The sequence below is a fragment of the Enterobacter sp. BIDMC 29 genome, from assembly GCF_019378755.1.
GTDB lineage: Bacteria > Pseudomonadota > Gammaproteobacteria > Enterobacterales > Enterobacteriaceae > Enterobacter > Enterobacter ludwigii.
This window is the reverse complement of sequence record NZ_CP080000.1, coordinates 1,262,464-1,276,866: the sequence shown is the minus strand read 5'-3', so window position 1 is coordinate 1,276,866 and position 14,403 is coordinate 1,262,464. Positions and strand designations below refer to the sequence as shown.

15 protein-coding genes and 1 pseudogene are annotated in these 14,403 nt (G+C 53.4%); 7 read left to right on the top strand and 9 right to left on the bottom strand.

Annotated features, from left to right (window positions below; all coding sequences use genetic code 11):
* Positions 1 to 41 precede the first annotated feature (41 nt).
* Both JTA15_RS05770 and dcp read right to left on the bottom strand, forming a co-directional pair.
* Positions 42 to 331 (bottom strand): annotated as a pseudogene (locus tag JTA15_RS05770) (DUF4113 domain-containing protein); the annotation flags it as partial.
* Positions 332 to 414: 83 nt separating this feature from the next.
* The gene (gene dcp / locus JTA15_RS05765) at positions 415 to 2,448 is read right to left on the bottom strand and encodes a peptidyl-dipeptidase Dcp (protein ID WP_219372958.1); all 2,034 of its coding nucleotides are present in this window, start codon (positions 2,446 to 2,448) and stop codon (positions 415 to 417) included.
* Between the two features lie 142 nt (positions 2,449 to 2,590).
* Here dcp and ydfG point away from each other — a divergent pair, with 142 nt between their 5' ends.
* A complete protein-coding gene (gene ydfG, locus JTA15_RS05760; protein ID WP_219372957.1) occupies positions 2,591 to 3,337 on the top strand; it encodes a bifunctional NADP-dependent 3-hydroxy acid dehydrogenase/3-hydroxypropionate dehydrogenase YdfG in 747 nt (248 codons plus the stop codon).
* A 91-nt stretch (positions 3,338 to 3,428) separates the two neighbouring features.
* Positions 3,429 to 4,115 (top strand): GntR family transcriptional regulator, encoded by a 687-nt coding sequence (locus JTA15_RS05755; protein WP_014169893.1) that lies wholly within the window; start codon positions 3,429 to 3,431, stop codon positions 4,113 to 4,115.
* A 35-nt stretch (positions 4,116 to 4,150) separates the two neighbouring features.
* On the opposite strand, the gene JTA15_RS05750 is transcribed toward JTA15_RS05755, so the two are convergent.
* The gene (locus JTA15_RS05750) at positions 4,151 to 4,582 is read right to left on the bottom strand and encodes a universal stress protein (protein ID WP_014169892.1); all 432 of its coding nucleotides are present in this window, start codon (positions 4,580 to 4,582) and stop codon (positions 4,151 to 4,153) included.
* Between the two features lie 289 nt (positions 4,583 to 4,871).
* Here JTA15_RS05750 and ydfZ point away from each other — a divergent pair, with 289 nt between their 5' ends.
* Complete coding sequence (gene ydfZ, locus JTA15_RS05745) at positions 4,872 to 5,075, top strand: putative selenium delivery protein YdfZ (protein ID WP_013096785.1); 204 nt, start codon at positions 4,872 to 4,874, stop codon at positions 5,073 to 5,075.
* A 43-nt stretch (positions 5,076 to 5,118) separates the two neighbouring features.
* On the opposite strand, the gene JTA15_RS05740 is transcribed toward ydfZ, so the two are convergent.
* The 5 genes from JTA15_RS05740 to JTA15_RS05720 all read right to left on the bottom strand — a co-directional run bounded on the left by JTA15_RS05740 (position 5,119) and on the right by JTA15_RS05720 (position 10,944).
* On the bottom strand, positions 5,119 to 6,582 hold the full coding sequence (locus JTA15_RS05740; protein WP_219372956.1) for a mannitol dehydrogenase family protein: 1,464 nt from the start codon (positions 6,580 to 6,582) through the stop codon (positions 5,119 to 5,121).
* A 220-nt stretch (positions 6,583 to 6,802) separates the two neighbouring features.
* Complete coding sequence (locus tag JTA15_RS05735; RefSeq protein ID WP_025204303.1) at positions 6,803 to 8,182, bottom strand: MFS transporter; 1,380 nt, start codon at positions 8,180 to 8,182, stop codon at positions 6,803 to 6,805.
* 73 nt (positions 8,183 to 8,255) lie between these two features.
* Positions 8,256 to 9,275 carry a Zn-dependent oxidoreductase gene (locus JTA15_RS05730; RefSeq protein WP_219372955.1) on the bottom strand — a complete coding sequence of 340 codons (1,020 nt, stop codon included), beginning with the start codon at positions 9,273 to 9,275 and terminating at the stop codon, positions 8,256 to 8,258.
* A 14-nt stretch (positions 9,276 to 9,289) separates the two neighbouring features.
* Positions 9,290 to 10,504, bottom strand: a complete 1,215-nt coding sequence (rspA, locus tag JTA15_RS05725; RefSeq protein WP_185791258.1) for a starvation-sensing protein RspA — start codon at positions 10,502 to 10,504, stop codon at positions 9,290 to 9,292.
* Positions 10,505 to 10,617: 113 nt separating this feature from the next.
* On the bottom strand, positions 10,618 to 10,944 hold the full coding sequence (locus JTA15_RS05720; protein ID WP_040017363.1) for a YnfA family protein: 327 nt from the start codon (positions 10,942 to 10,944) through the stop codon (positions 10,618 to 10,620).
* Between the two features lie 152 nt (positions 10,945 to 11,096).
* On the opposite strand from JTA15_RS05720, the gene JTA15_RS05715 reads away from it, so the two are divergent.
* On the top strand, positions 11,097 to 11,435 hold the full coding sequence (locus tag JTA15_RS05715) for a DUF1283 family protein (RefSeq protein ID WP_020884264.1): 339 nt from the start codon (positions 11,097 to 11,099) through the stop codon (positions 11,433 to 11,435).
* Complete coding sequence (gene speG, locus JTA15_RS05710) at positions 11,435 to 11,995, top strand: spermidine N1-acetyltransferase (RefSeq protein ID WP_020884265.1); 561 nt, start codon at positions 11,435 to 11,437, stop codon at positions 11,993 to 11,995. The genes JTA15_RS05715 and speG overlap by 1 nt, the downstream gene beginning before the upstream one ends.
* Before the next feature lie 16 nt (positions 11,996 to 12,011).
* Here the strand turns inward: speG and JTA15_RS05705 are convergent, their stop codons facing one another.
* Positions 12,012 to 12,758: a YnfC family lipoprotein gene (locus tag JTA15_RS05705; RefSeq protein WP_032670404.1), complete on the bottom strand. Its 747-nt coding sequence runs from the start codon at positions 12,756 to 12,758 to the stop codon at positions 12,012 to 12,014.
* A gap of 386 nt (positions 12,759 to 13,144) precedes the next feature.
* On the opposite strand from JTA15_RS05705, the gene catA reads away from it, so the two are divergent.
* Together catA and JTA15_RS05695 are read left to right on the top strand one after the other, a co-directional pair.
* On the top strand, positions 13,145 to 13,843 hold the full coding sequence (catA, locus tag JTA15_RS05700) for a type A chloramphenicol O-acetyltransferase (protein WP_219372954.1): 699 nt from the start codon (positions 13,145 to 13,147) through the stop codon (positions 13,841 to 13,843).
* A 167-nt stretch (positions 13,844 to 14,010) separates the two neighbouring features.
* On the top strand, positions 14,011 to 14,304 hold the full coding sequence (locus tag JTA15_RS05695) for a DUF1161 domain-containing protein (protein WP_014169881.1): 294 nt from the start codon (positions 14,011 to 14,013) through the stop codon (positions 14,302 to 14,304).
* Positions 14,305 to 14,403: the final 99 nt, after the last annotated feature.

The window sequence follows — 14,403 nt, the reverse complement described above, 5'->3', positions numbered from 1 at the left end:
AGTCCGCTTCTGGCACATAACGGCCCTGGAAATTGGGAAAATCACCGGACCCTTAGCAGATCTGAATATCTGGTCGTATATCTCGGCGACAGCATTTCACGTTTCATCTGCCAATACTGCTGTATGCCCTGTCCTGCAAAGTAAAGCCTGCCTTTCCCGTCTTTCGCATTCAGGTGATCGAGCACCTCAATCAACTTTTCGCTGCCAGCATACGGTGCGTTCTCATCGAAAAGGTTGAGCTGGCTCCCCCCTGGCTGAAGAAGTCACCCGACATTATTCCGGCTTTCTGGTAACGATGGCCATCCTTCCAGATTTTATCCAGGCACTTTATGTGGCGTTAATGATTTTGGGGAAGAAAAATCGGTCAAAAAACCGGGCATCGCGCCCGGTTCTGTTCCCACACTAAAAAAGCCCTTAAGCACTCAATCCACGATTTTCCAGCATCGGTTCAATCCTAGGATCGTGCCCACGCCACTGGCGGTAAAGTTCAGCTAAATCAGTACTATTCCCGCGCGACAAAATGGCCTCGCGGAATTTCTGTCCGTTTTCGCGAGTCAAACCACCCTGCTCGACAAACCACTGGTAGCCATCGTCTGCCAGCATCTGCGTCCACAGGTAGGCGTAATACCCCGCTGCGTAGCCGCCGCCGAAGATATGGGCGAAGTAGCTGCTGCGATAGCGCGGTGGAACGGCGGGCAGATCCAGTTCCTCTTTGTGCAGTGCTGCCGCTTCAAAGGTGTCAACATCGTCCACGGGTTCGCTGATGCCGTGCCAGTTCATATCCAGCAGCGCAGCGCTAAGCAACTCGGTCATGTCATAACCTTTATTAAACTGCGTCGCGTTAAGCATTTTATCGCGCAGCGCCTCCGGCATCGGCTCTCCGGTCTGATAGTGGCGGGCATAGTGGGCAAACACCTGCGGATGGCTCGCCCAGTGCTCGTTGATTTGCGATGGGAACTCGACAAAATCACGCGGCGTATTGGTGCCGGAGAGGGAGGCGTAGCGCTGGCTGGCAAACAGACCGTGCAGCGTATGACCAAACTCGTGGAACAGGGTGACCACATCGTCCCAGGAGATCAGCGCCGTCTGACCGTTAGCCGGTTTTTGATAGTTGCAGACATTGTAGATAACCGGGCGCGAGGCAAACTCATACGATTGCTCGACGAAATTCCCCATCCACGCCCCACCGGCTTTCGATTCGCGGGCAAAGAAATCACCGTAGAACAGCGCCATCCCTTCGCCGGTATGGTCGAAAATTTCCCACACGCGGACATCAGGATGGTAAACCGGAATATCGAAACGCTCGACAAAGCGGAGGCCAAACAGCTGGCTTGCAGCCCAGAATACGCCATCCTGCAACACGGTGTTGAGCGCAAAGTACGGCTTGATTTGCGACTCGTCGAGGGCATATTTCGCCTGGCGCACGCGCTCGGCATAAAAGGCCCAGTCCCACGCCTGCACGGTGAACCCGCCCTGCTCGTCATCAATCACTTTTTGGATATCGGCCTGCTCAAGCGTCGCTCGGGTGCGTGCGGCGGGCACAATTCCGCGCATAAAAGCCAACGCGGCGGCAGGTGTTTTCGCCATTTGATCGGCGATACTCCAGCTTGCGTAGTCCTCAAACCCCAACAATTTTGCCTGACGCGCCCGCAACGCGGTGAGACGCAGGATCAGTGCCCGGGTATCGTTTTCATCCCCTTTCTGGGTACGCGTCCAGCCCGCGTTAAATAAATTTTCCCGCGTCTGACGGTCACGCAGCGCGGAAAGTGCGGGTTGTTGAGTGGTATTCAGCAGCGGAATCAACCACCGATCGTTCAGCCCTTTCTCCGCGGCGGCATGGGCAGCCGTCGCAATCTCGTCAGGACTGAGTCCATCAAGCTGATGTGCATAATCCACGACCAGCCCACCGGCTTTGGTGGCGGCCAGCAGACGCTGATTAAACTGGCTGGTGAGGGTCGCCGCCTCGGTATTCAGCGCTTTCAGCTCCGCTTTTTCTGCATCATTCAGCCGCGCACCGGCCAGCACAAAGTGCTGGTACGTCTCTTCTGCCAGCCGACGGGATTCGGCGTCCAGCGCAGCACAATCCTGCCAGACGCTCTCCACGCGAGAGAACAGCGTGTCGTTAAGCCAGATATCGTTCGCCAGCGCAGCAAGCTCGGTAGAGATCTGCTCCTCAAGCGCCTGTAAGTCATCATTGGTGTGCGCAGAGGTCATGGCGAAGAAAACGCTGCTGACACGCGAGAGCATGGCACCGCTTTTTTCGAGTGCCAGCACGGTATTGTTGAAATCGGGGGCGGCCGTTTGCGCGACAATCGCGTCAATTTCGGCTCGCTTCTGGCGTATCGCTTCATCGAATGCCGGGCGGTAGTGGCCGTCGTTGATTTCGTCGAATCGGGGTGCCTGATAAGGCAACAGGCTGCTTTCAAAAAAGGGATTAGTGGCCGACATCTTTCACTCCTGAGTACGGTTATCTTCCCAGAGTAGGCCAGGCCGCCACTGCCTGCAATGCCGTCATACAAATGTTGCCTTAACGCATCCTTCGCGGCCGTGCTATGTTAGTACAACACAAAAAGCGTTGAGGAACAGTGAGATGATTATTTTAGTTACCGGGGCAACGGCAGGTTTTGGTGAAAGCATCACGCGTCGCTTCGTCGCCAACGGACATAAGGTGATTGCGACGGGTCGTCGTCAGGAGCGTCTGCAGGAGCTGAAAGATGAGCTGGGTGACAGCATCCTGACCGCGCAGCTTGATGTCCGTAACCGTGCCGCCATCGAAGAGATGATTGCTAACCTGCCGGCCGAATGGCGTGCCATTGACCTGCTGGTCAACAATGCCGGTCTGGCGCTCGGTATGGAGCCTGCCCACAAAGCCAGAGTCGAAGACTGGGAAAACATGATCGACACGAACAACAAAGGGCTGGTGTACATGACCCGCGCCGTGCTGCCAGGCATGGTTGAGCGCAATCGCGGCCACATTATTAACATCGGTTCGACCGCAGGAAGCTGGCCTTATGCGGGCGGTAATGTTTATGGCGCGACCAAAGCCTTCGTGCGTCAGTTCAGCCTTAACCTGCGTACCGATCTGCACGGCACCGCCATTCGCGTGACCGATATTGAGCCGGGCCTGGTAGGCGGAACCGAATTTTCCAACGTTCGGTTTAAAGGTGATGACGCGAAAGCAGACAAAACCTACGAGAATGCGAACGCCCTGACGCCGGAAGATGTCACCGAAGCGGTCTGGTGGGTGGCAACGCTGCCAAAACACGTCAACATTAACACGGTAGAAATGATGCCAGTCAGCCAGAGTTTTGGCGGACTTAGCGTCCATCGTGGCTAACATTGCCCTTCCCGGCCTGCGGGCCGGGTCTGTTTCAGGCCATAAAAGAATGGTAGTATGTTCAGGCTAACTATCTGAGAAATGACAACTCATGGCCGCTGAATCGCAACTCAATCCTACCCAGCCCGTAAACCAGCAAATCTATCGCATTTTGCGACGTGATATTGTCCATTGCCTGATCCCACCCGGAACGCCGCTCTCTGAAAAAGAGGTGTCCGTGCGGTTTGACGTGTCCCGCCAGCCCGTGCGTGAGGCGTTTATCAAGCTTGCAGAAAACGGTCTGATTCAGATCCGCCCGCAGCGTGGCAGCTATGTGAACAAAATCTCGCTCTCCCAGGTGCGTAACGGGTGTTTTGTCCGTCAGGCCATTGAGTGCGCGGTGGCGCGCCGTGCCGCATCCTTGATTGATGACAACCAGTGCTACCTGCTGGAGCAAAACCTGCATCAGCAGCGTATTGCGATTGACCGCAAACAGCTCAACGACTTCTTCCAGCTTGATGACGAGTTTCACCAGAAGCTGGCGCAAATTGCGGACTGTCAGCTGGCCTGGGACACGATTGAAAACATCAAAGCCACCATCGACCGCGTGCGCTATATGAGCCTCGACCACGTCTCACCACCGGAAATGTTGCTCCGACAGCATCATGATATTTTCAGTGCGCTGGAAAAACGCGATCAGGACGGTGTAGAAAAAGCGATGACGCTGCACCTGCAGGAAATCAGCGAATCAGTACAGTTAATTCGTCAGGAAAACAGCGACTGGTTTAGCGAAGAGTAAAATACGCCGCCCCCGTTTCGGTTGCGGCGAAGAGATTAGCGAACCACCAGCACCGGAATACTCGCATAGCGCAGGATAGATTCCGCATTTGAACCGAGCAGATGGGTGCTGATGCTCGGGTTTTTCGACCCGATGACGATCACGTCATATTCCCCTTCTTTGCTCAGTTTGATAATTTCATCACGCACGTTGCCAAAGCAGACCAGGCTGTGGATATTCTCCCCGGGGAGATCAAACAGCCTTTTCAGCTCGTTCATTTTCTTCCCGGATTCAGCGGTCATAAACGCTTCAAACTTTTTGATATCGGCGTTGAATCCGCGTAGCAACGAGCGGCTGCTGTTGGGGAGAATGTTCACCAGCGTAATCGACGCACCTTCCGCCTTTGCAAGGTTGGCCGCGTGGCGAACCGCTTTGTCGCTCAATTCCATTTCAAATACATCAACAGGCATTAAAATCTTCTTATACATAAGCCTGACTCCTTATTCCTGTGAAAGGGGTATTCCCTGCTTCAAGAATGACAGCCGCAATATAAACAAACCCTAAACGCTTGCCTGCAGAAACTATCAACAAAGGAAAATAAATGTGGGCTTTGTAAATTGCTGTCGTGAACCGTCAGCACGCACCAATATTGAGAAAAAAGTGTGAGTTTGATCAAAAACAAAAAAATGAGATGCAGACAGGCGTATTTATAGTGTCCCGTGAACGGTGAAACCTGAAATAGCGCCGTAACGGATAAGTGAGAGAGGAGAAAATACCATGATGACATACGACCGTAACCGTAACGCAATTACCACCGGCAGCCGTGTAATGATCAATGGCACAGGACACACCGGCGTGATTAAAGCGATCCACAGCGAAGGGCTGGATGCCGCGCAGGTGCGTCGCAGCAAAACGGTAGAAGTGGAAGGTTGCGAAGGTAAGTTCGAACCGATTGAACTGATTCGCCTGGGTATGCACTGATTCATGCGACATCATGCCGCCGCACGCGGCGGCATGTGATGACTTAGCCGTTAGCCGCGTACTCTGCGACCGTGGCTTTTGCACCTTTTTGCACTAACGTCTGGTAAGCACGCATTACCGCATCCACAAAGACGGTTTCATGCGGGAGTTCTTTGCCAAAAATGGCCTCAATGCCCAGCAGCGCCTTCACCCGGTCTTCGCCCTCAGCACTTCCCTTCACCGCCGCCTGAATGACCGCCTGCTGCGGGTCGCTCACGTCGATAGCGTTGCCCTGCTCATCGACACCACCGACATACCGCATCCAGCCTGCAATGCCTAATGCCAGCAGCGGGAAGCTTTTTTGATGCACCAGATGCCAGCGCACGGAATCGAGCATACGCTGCGGGAGCTTCTGGCTGCCGTCCATCGCGATTTGCCAGGTACGGTGACGTAACGCCGGGTTGCTGTAGCGGGCAATCAACAGGTCAGCATAGTGGCCTAAATCAACGCCTTTCACTTTTAAGGTCGGCGCCTGCTCGTTCAGCATCAGCGCATGGGCGGCAGTACGGTAGTGCGCGTCTTCCATGCAGTCGTTGATATGCGGGTACCCCGCCAGATAGCCAAGATACGCGAGGAAAGAGTGACTGCCGTTAAGCATGCGCAGCTTCATCTCTTCAAACGGAATGACGTCTGAAACCAGCTCCGCCCCGGCCTTTTCCCACTGCGGACGGCCTGCAACAAAGTTGTCCTCAATCACCCACTGACGGAACGGTTCGCACGCCACGCCTGCCGAGTCACGAACGCCAGTCAGCTGTTCAATTTTATCCAGCGTCTCCGGTGTAACCGCGGGAACAATACGATCCACCATGGTGGACGGGAAAGTGACGCTGGATTCAATCCAGTCTGCCAGCTCGCCGTCAACCGCACGGGCATAAGCGCAGGTCACATTACGCATGACGTGACCGTTCTCCGGCATATTGTCACAGGACATGACGCTAAACGCGGGCAGCCCGGCAGCTTTGCGTCGCGCGAGTGCTTCCACCACCACACCCGGCGCAGATTTCGGCTGATGCGGATTTTGCAGGTCGGCGGCAATTAACGGGTGATCGAGCATCAGTTTCCCGGTCGCCGGCGAGTGGCAATATCCCTTTTCAGTAATGGTGAGCGAGACAATCGCCACCTGCGGCTCACACAGTGCGGCCAGCACGCGTTCCAGCCCGTCAACCTGTGCATGCAGTGCGTTCCTGACCACGCCCACCACCCGCGATGTCCACGCATCGGCAGACATTTCCGCCACGGTGTAGAGATGATCCTGTGCGTTCAGATCGGCAATCTGCTGTTCACCGCCAATCAGGTTTACCTCACAGTAACCCCAGTCGCTGTTGTGTTCCGCGGCGAGAATGTCGGCGTACACCGCCTGGTGCGCACGGTGAAATGCGCCAAACCCTAAATGAACAATGCGTGCCTTGAGGCGATCGCGATCGTACTGAGGAAGCGTCGCTTTCGCCTGTAATAACCGGTTTTCCATGATTAAGACTCGTTAAGTTATGTACGCTGGGATTCGCTGCCGCTCTATATGAGCAGCAGCGCCTGCTGACTACACCAACTAGAATGGCAGTCGGGGTAAAAAAGAACTGCCATTAACCATACTGATCCTGCAGTTTGAGATTTTGATTTATATTAACTTTTACGCATGTGGTGTGACATGAATATAAAGTTGTGTGACAGGTCACTCAAGATATAAACCATTACCGCCGCGATGAAACCGCTCCATAGCCAACGGAATCACGTGCCGGCCCCTCCGCCGCATCTTCCGCCACGCTCAAATCACGATCGCAGACCTCTGGCATGCAGATGGCGGCGATCAGCCCAATCACGGAGTAGGCGATCATCATGGCGACAATTGGCCACCAGGAACCGGTCATATTGCAGAAGATCCCGGCGAGCACTGGCCCAAAGCCTACCGCCACCAGCCCGCCCGCCTCTTTTGAGATAGCCATCCGGGTAAAGCGGTTACGCGAGCCAAACATCTCCGCCATCGTGATGTTTTCCAGGGCAAACAGTCCCAGTACGGCGAAATTATGGATAACGATGATGGAAAGCATGATCACACCCGGCGCATAGCTCTTATCAACGATAATCGACAGCATCGGGTACGCCAGAATAATGGCGGAGATATTGAGCAGAATGTACGGCAGACGACGCCCTACTTTATCGGAGAGCCAGCCCAACAGCGGGATAGAGATAAACCCGAGAATTGAGCTTATCATCAGCGCATCGGTGGGGATCGCTTTATCGAACAGCAGCGTCTGAACCAGATACCCGGCAAGAAACGTCTGGATCAGTCCCGAATTCCCCGCCTGACCAAAACGCAGCCCGGTTGCCAGCCAGAAGGACTTACTCTTCACCATCGCTGCAAATGATAAATCATGTTTTGTCACCGGTGCGGTTGTCTCAGCCTCGTTCACTTTTTCAAATACCGGGCTCTCCTTGAGGTTCATTCGCAGCCAGATGGCGAAGATCATTACCACCACGCTTGCAAGAAACGGTACACGCCAGCCCCAGGCAACCAACTGTTCGCGGTCGAGGGCGAAGAACATAACTGCCCAGATAGCCGTTGCACTTAGCGTCCCGCAGTTGGTGCCCATCGCCACCAGCGAGGAGATAATGCCCCGTTTCCCTTTAGGGGCGTACTCCGCCAGCATGGTCCCGGCGCCGGAGATTTCAGCCCCTGCTCCCAGCCCCTGGATGATACGCAGCGTCACTAACAGGACGGGCGCGAAAATCCCAATCTGCGCGTAGGTCGGCAAGACCCCGATCAGGGTTGTGCAGATCCCCATCATAGTAATGGTGATAAACAGCACCTTTTTTCGGCCAATGCTGTCGCCCATTCGCCCGAAGATAAAGGCGCCGACAATGCGCGCGATATAGCCTGCGCCGTACGTCCCCATCGCCAGAATCAGCGCCATTGCGGCCGATTGTTCCGGGAAGAAGATCTCATGGAATACCAGTGCGGCCCCCAGCGAATAGAGCTGGAAATCCATAAACTCCAGTGCGGTGCCCAGCCAGCCGGAAACGGCGGCTTTCACCAGATCTGAAGTCGTTCTTTGTGGTTGTGTTTGCGTCATAATGGCTATCTCTGCAAGGTAAGATGCGTACCACTCAGAGCCTGTCTGCGCAGGCTCTTAACCGCGTGAATTATTATTGCCCGAACGTGAGTAAGACTTTGCAGCACTGCCGCTGATCTTTTTCAAACCGTTCGATGGCGTCTGTTACGTGGTGATAGTCAAAAGTGTGGGTAATCAGTTTGTCCGGGTCGATCAGCCCCTTTTCCAGCCAGTCGATGACGACGGGGAATTTGTTGGCATTCAGCCGTGATGAGAATATCGCCAGCTCTTTTCCGGTGATCCCCTGCTGAACAATCTGGCTTGGGTCGCTGGAAAACCCCATCAGCACGATGCGTGCCGCCGGAGAGGCAATGGTGATGGCTTCCTGTAAAATTGTCGGATGACAGGCTGCGTCAATAATAAGCGTCGGTTTAATCCCTTTTTCTTCCAGCGCCGCCTGTAACGACAGCTCTGCGTTGTTGAACACCCAGTCCGCGCCGCTGCGTTGCGCCATTGCCAGCCGTTCATTGATCCGATCCACAACGATAACCTGCTTCACCTTATAGACACCTTTCAGCGCCTGGACGGTGACAAGCCCCATGGGACCTGCGCCGTAGATCAGGGCGATATCCTGCCCGGTGGGTTGTGCGTGGCCCGTCACGTTAGCGGCAATCGTGAACGGCTCGATCATTACCGCGTGTTTATCTGGAATAGCGTCCGGAACAACCCAGGCATTTTTTGCCGGTACGACGGCATACTCACTAAAGCCTCCGTCGCGATGAACGCCCAGCACCACCAGAGAGGTACAGACATTGGGTTTGCCCACGGAGCACGGATAGCAGTGTCCGCAGCTGATCACCGGGTCAACCGAGACGCGCTCGCCCACGCGGGCCGGGTCAACTCCCTCACCAACGGCATCAATCTCACCAAAAAATTCATGCCCAATCACGCGCGGGTATCGGGCAAACGGATTATGCCCGCGGTAAATATGGCTGTCTGAACCGCAAATACCGGCCAGTTTGACGTTGACGCGCACTTCACCTGCCGCGGGTTTCGGAAGTGGACGATCTTCAATCACCAGTGCATTGGGTTGTTGAATCACTACGCTTTTCATCGTTCGCTCCTCGTTTACCAGTTCCACAATGTGCCATCTTCGAGACGGGCAACCGGAAGATAGGCAGGATCGTACGGGTATTTCGCCGCCAGTTTTTCGTCAAATTCAATGCCCAGCCCGGGTTTGTCGCCCGGATGCATATAGCCATTATCAAAGCGCCAGCTGTGCGGGAAGACCTCCAGCATTTGTTCGGAGTAACCCATATATTCCTGTACACCAAAGTTTGGCACCCACAGGTCAAAATGCAGCGCGGCGGCGTGGCAAACAGGCGACAGATCCGACGGTCCATGTGAGCCGGTACGCACCTGATAAAGCGAGGCGAAGTCCGCGATGCGCCGCATGCCGGTGATGCCGCCCGCGTGGGTAATGGTGGTGCGGATATAGTCGATAAGCTGCTCTTCAATAAGCTGCTTACAGTCCCAGATGCTGTTAAACACTTCTCCAACCGCAATCGGCGTGACCGTGTGCTGACGGATCAGACGGAAGCAGGCCTGGTTTTCCGCAGGCGTAGGATCTTCCATCCAGAACATACGGAATGCTTCAATGCTCTTACCGAATCGCGCCGCCTCAATCGGGGTCAAACGGTGGTGCATGTCGTGCAAAAGATGCTCATTAAAGCCAAACTTATTGCGCACCGCATCGAACAGCTTCGGTGTGAAATCGAGGTATTTTTCGGTGGACCAGAGCTGCTCTTCCGGCCAGTCACCTTTAGTGGCGGGCTCGTAGGCCAGCCCTTTTCCTTTCGACATGCCATAGGTGGTTTTCATACCCGGCACGCCGCACTGAACGCGGATCGCCTTAAAGCCCATCTCTTTATGCCGGGCGTAATCTTCCAGCACGTCATCAATGGAGTGTCCGGTGGTATGACAATAGACCATCACCCCTTCCCGGGATGCGCCGCCCAGCAGCTGGTAGAGCGGCATATTGGCCGCTTTGGCTTTGATATCCCACAGTGCCATATCCACGGCGGAAATGGCCGACATGGTGACCGGACCACGACGCCAGTAGGCGCCTTTATAGAAGAACTGCCAGATATCCTCAATGCGGTGCGCATCACGGCCGATCAACTGCGGGCAGAGGTGATCTTTCAGATAAGAGGCCACCGAAAGTTCACGTCCGTTGAGGGTGGCATCACCCAGGCCGACGATGCCCTCGTCGGTGGTAATTTTAAGGGTGACAAAGTTACGCCCCGGGCAGGTAACAAAGACTTCAGCCGCGACAATCTTCATAATCCATTTCCTTACATCGCTCATTGTGATGCTGGAAACTTACTCTTCTGCACTACTACCATACAAGTATAATGATCATAAAATCAGCGAACGGTCACAAAAAAATCGGGCGCTCAGGCGCGCCCCCATCCGGCAACAATAATCAACATGCCGCACAGCGCAACCAGCGCCCCGGCCCAGTCATACGCGCTGAGCTTCACACCATCCACCACGCGTAACCACAGCAGCGCGGTACAGACATAAACGCCCCCATAAGCGGCGTAGACGCGCCCGCTGGCCGCCGGGTGCAGCGTCAACAGCCAGACAAACAGGGCCAGCGCAATGCCCGCCGGGATCAGCAGGAAGATGGTTGCCCCCTTCTTTAGCCAGAGCCACGGAAGGAAGCAGCCGATGATTTCACACAGCGCGGTGGCAAAAAAAAGCAGAGTGGTTTTGAGCATATTTACGGTCATGTGATGATTTATTTAGACATCATACCTGATGATATCGTTTACTTTTCCATACCCGTGCCGCGGGTATGCCGTTATTTCTCTTTGGTGTAGAATCTGAACGGGATAACTTAATTATCTGCGCCCATTTAAAAGGAAACGCTATGACTACATTAAGCAAACGCCTTTGTCTGACAGCCCTGCTGGCGCTGTCATCGTTCGCCTTTGCCGCCTCTGCCACCGCCGAAACCAGCAAACTCATTATTGAGTCTGGTGACAGCGCGCAAAGCCGTCAGAACGCCGCGATGGACAAAGAACAATGGAATGACACCCGTAGCCTTCGCCAGAAGGTGAACAAACGTGTTGAAAAAGAGTGGGACAAAGAAGATGTCGCTTTCGACGCGCGCGATAAGTGTCAGCAAAGTGCCAACGTTAACGCCTACTGGGAGCCAAATACCCTGCGCTGCCTGGATCGTCGTACTGGCCGCACGGTCGCGCCATAATGTCAGTGCAGTGTGACGTTAAGCTCCGCCCGCTGGAGCGTGAAGACCTGCGCTTCGTCCACCAGCTCGACAATAACGCCAGCGTGATGCGCTACTGGTTCGAAGAGCCTTACGAGGCGTTTGTTGAGCTGTCGGATCTCTACGACAAGCACATTCACGATCAAAGCGAACGCCGTTTTGTCGTGGAGTGTGAAGGTGAAAAAGCCGGTCTGGTGGAACTGGTTGAGATCAACCACGTTCATCGTCGGGCAGAATTCCAGATTATCATTTCACCTGAGCATCAGGGGAAAGGTCTTGCCACGCGGGCGGCGAAGCTGGCGATGGATTACGGATTCAACGTCCTGAATCTCTACAAGCTTTATCTCATCGTGGATAAAGAGAACGAGAAAGCAATCCATATCTACCGCAAGCTGGGCTTTATGGTGGAAGGCGAGCTGGTTCACGAGTTCTTTATCAACGGTGAATACCGCAACACCATTCGCATGTGCATCTTCCAGCATCAGCACCTGGCCGGACACAAACCGTCAGGCGCCAGCCTGCTGAAACCCACCGCGCAGTAACCTGCGCGGCTTTTTCTCAGTAGTATTCAATACTGTTCTTAATGGTGTACTTGCGCTCAACGGCGGGCTTCACGCTGTTGTCGGTGATCGTCAGATCGCAACTCACCGGATTATTGTGTCGATCGTAATCACAGCTCTGATTGACGTTGCCCAGCGGTTTGTCATTCAGCATGCTCACGGCGGAGTAATCCATTCTTTTGCGAAGATCTTTAGACGGCGTCGACTGGACGGATAAATGCTGGTCCCCGGAGACGGTGGTTTTCCCCAGCGGATAGCCATCCGCATCATAGCGGTACTTCACTTCCATCTCTTTGCCGTGCGCCGCCACCACAAACCCGTTATCGTCGGTATCCCACGTTACGCCCGCCGACGGTAATTCGGCCAGCTGGCATTTCCCCTGCAGTTTCACTTTTCGCTGCTGGGTTTCCGCATCAAGGTAGTAATTAGCATCCAGTACCAGCGCCACGCCGGTATTGGCCTCGAGGTCGTGCAGTTCGAGGGTATCGAAACACCCTTCCGTCGACATCGTACCGGTTACCCGTTTGGAGACTTCACCTTTGTCGTTGAACAGTGTCTGGGTAAAGTCTTTTACCGGGCCGCGCAGAGGGTCAAAATCAAATTCATTGGAGAAGCTCGCCATCTCGGGCGTAAACGACAGCGGCGCGGAAGGGTTGTCGCACCCCACCAGTGTTGCTGCCAGTAGCGTTATCGCTGCGTAGTTCTTCACATCATTTACCGAATCAGGGAGAGTATTCCCGATCATATTAGCAAATACCGTTGTTCACACGATAGCAAAATGTCAGGCGAAAAGAGACGTACAATCAATGCATTAATCTCTCTTGCCCTCTGCAAAACCTCGCCAGAACGAGAAGGCGCTGTGCCCTCTGTTGAACAGGAAACACACCTGCTTTGAGCGCATGACGGATATTCTGTGACATATTAACAACATGAAAACGCCGGCAGATTGCGCCATCTAACTTTTTTCTTTGATATATTAAATGTTTAACATCCCCTTTCTTCCTCTATAAGGATGCGCTACCCTCACAAATGCGTTCGCGTCCAAAACCGCCTGGAATCTCTATGCTTTCTTTATTCATGAAAAAACGTAGGCAAAACGCTGATTTTTGATTGCTCATCAAAGGTTAAAAAATGAAAAAAACAATCCCTGCATATACACCTGTTGACTTATCACGTTGGGCCAGAAAAGAACATTTCGAGGTATTTCAGTCCTTTGCTCAATCTACATTTAATCAAACTGTTCAAATAGACATCACCGCATTGCTCAAGGATATAAAAGAACTGGGCTGGAAATTTTATCCGACGATGATTTCCCTCCTTTCTAAAATCGTCAACAACCATTCGGAATTCCGTATGGCCATGAAGAACAATGAACTTGTCATATGGAATGAAATTCATCCAAGCTATACCATTTTCCATAATGAAACGGAGACCTTTTCTTCATTATGGAGTCACTTCGATGGCAATATTGATCATTTCCAGAACGTTTATTCGGAAGATGTTGCTCGCTATGGTAATAGCCTTTCTTATTGGCCGAAGGAAGAGTCACGGGAAAATCTATTTTTCGTGTCGGCGATCCCCTGGTCAAGTTTTACCAGTTTTAATATCAACGTAGCCAATATGCAGAACTTTTTTGCCCCCATGTTCACTATGGGGAAATACGTCAACCAGGGTGGAAAAGTATTGTTGCCCCTCGCCGTGCAGGTCCATCATTCCGTGTGCGATGGTTTCCATGTAGCAAGATTATTCAATGAGTTACAGGCGATGTGTGATGACTTACGGCATCACTCCGGCGAACGACAGGTGCAGAGCAAAACGCACCGCGCTTAGCGTCGCGATGCCGGGCGGTTATAACCGCCCGCAGGACGTGTTGATGGAAATTGGGGAAAATGAGCGCAGGAAGCCTGTATAAGATTGTTCAGAAAGTTATCTCCAATAACAAAAGCTTACACGAACCCTGCTAAGCTTAACCGACACACAGAGAAAAGGAGCTACAGATGAAACGGTTACCCTGGATTACCGCCCTGCTGTTAATGAGCGCTTCTACAGCGGCTCTGGCTGCCCCGGATTCCTGCGAGCGCGTAAAAAGCGACATTCAGCAGAAAATCATCAATAACGGCGTGCCCGAGTCCGGCTTTACGTTGAATATTGTGCCAAACGATCAGGCTGACCAGCCGGATGCACAGGTTGTCGGTCATTGTGCGAACGATACCTTTAAAATTCTCTATACCCGCACCGGTAGCGGTGCCGCATCAGGGATGCAGGATAATGGTCAGGGCGAACCTCAGTGATTTTAATCACTTTCTCGCGGCCAATTCCCTTTGACTTGATGAGGATTAATATTTAATACCTCCAAATAAGTAACATTCACCCCATCATTAGCCCGGTTG